Below are 1,456 nucleotides of genomic sequence, written 5' to 3'. Positions count from 1 at the left end.
ACGTACGAGCCCGACGGGTTGGGTGAAGAACCGCGTCAACGTTCCCAGCGCCACCGGGGTCGTCTCCGCCACGTGGGGTGCCAACGGCCGTCGCTACCTCTACACGCTCGAGGGTGGCTCGGTCCAGGAGATCTACGGCAGCCCGACCGGTTGGGTGAAGGGCTCGGTCAACGTTCCGACCGCCGCCGATGCTCTCTCCGCGACCTGGGGCGTGTCCTGACGCGACCGTCTCACATCACCATCTGGTAGTCGGCGGATCATTTTCCCAGCAACCCTCGTCAATCACCCCGGCCGTCGGCGCCGCCCGCGCGAATGGCCTTGATCAGAAAATTCGAATCTAGGAGAGGCTGTCATGGAAAACGAACCTATCGGGCGGCCGGGGCGGCCGTCGCGACGGACGGTACTGTTGGGTGCGGGCGCCGCGATCCTCGGCGCTACCGGTGCTCTCGCGGCGCCGGGGATCGCTATGGCCGCGAATCGGCGCGGGCTCGACTACTCATGGAGTCGTCCCAGCATCTCAGCGATCAAGGCGGGCGGCTACAGCTTCGTCTGCCGGTACCTGAGCCACACGCCGGACAAGAACCTGACCCCGTCCGAGGCCAAGTCTCTGATCAATGCCGGAATCGACATCGTCTCTAATTGGGAGGCTGGCGCGAGCGCGGCACTGCAAGGCTACGCAAAGGGAGTCGCCGACGCGGAGGATGCGAAGGCTCAGGCGGAGGACTGCGGCATGCCCGCGGGCCGACCAATCTATTTCAGCGTCGACTTCGACGCGACTGCGGAACAGCAGACCGCTATCAACTCCTATTTCGACGGTATCGCCTCGGTCATCGGGCGCGGTCGAACTGGTGCATACGGCGGTTACTACGTCATCAAGCGCCTGTTCGACGCTGGAAAGATCACCTTTGGTTGGCAGACGTACGCGTGGTCAGGCGGGCAGTGGGACTCCCGGGCGCAACTGCGGCAGATTCAAAACGGGATAACGGTCGGCGGCGCGGATTGTGACCTGGACGAGGCGGTTGCTACCGACTTCGGTCAGTGGAGCACGGGCGCGGTGCCGTTGAGTCGCTACATCTACACCCTGGAGAGCGCGGTGGTGTACGAGACCTTCGGCGCCGCGACGGGATGGGTGAAGAACTCCCTCAACGTGCCGACCGCTGCGGATGTCCTGTCGGCAACGTGGAGTCCGGCAGGGTTCCGGTACATCTACACCATTGAAGGCGGCCGGTTGTTTGAGACGTATGGGTCGTCGACGGGTTGGGTGAAGAATCAGGTTAATGTTCCGACTGCGGCGTCGGCGGTGTCGGCGACGTGGAGTCCGAGCGGTCAGCGGTATATTTACACGGTTGAGAATGGTCTGTTGTTTGAGACGTATGGGTCGTCGACGGGTTGGGTGAAGAATCAGGTTAATGTTCCGACTGCGGCGTCGGCGGTGTCGGCGACGTGGAGTCCGAGC

Annotated in this window: 2 protein-coding genes; both read left to right on the top strand. The window is 63.5% G+C overall.

Features of this window, described 5'->3' with window-relative positions:
• The coding region (locus AB0J86_RS09865; RefSeq protein ID WP_363855258.1) for a hypothetical protein at positions 1–220 on the top strand (220 nt) is incomplete at its 5' end.
• A 132-nt stretch (positions 221–352) separates the two neighbouring features.
• Positions 353–1,456 (top strand): DUF1906 domain-containing protein (locus AB0J86_RS09860; RefSeq protein ID WP_363855255.1); only part of this gene is annotated, 1,104 nt, incomplete at its 3' end.

This window comes from Micromonospora sp. NPDC049559 (genome assembly GCF_040676675.1).
Taxonomy (GTDB): Bacteria; Actinomycetota; Actinomycetes; order Mycobacteriales; family Micromonosporaceae; genus JBFAPK01.
The sequence above is the reverse complement of the archived record's forward strand: the minus strand, read 5'-3'. Positions and strand labels throughout refer to the sequence as shown.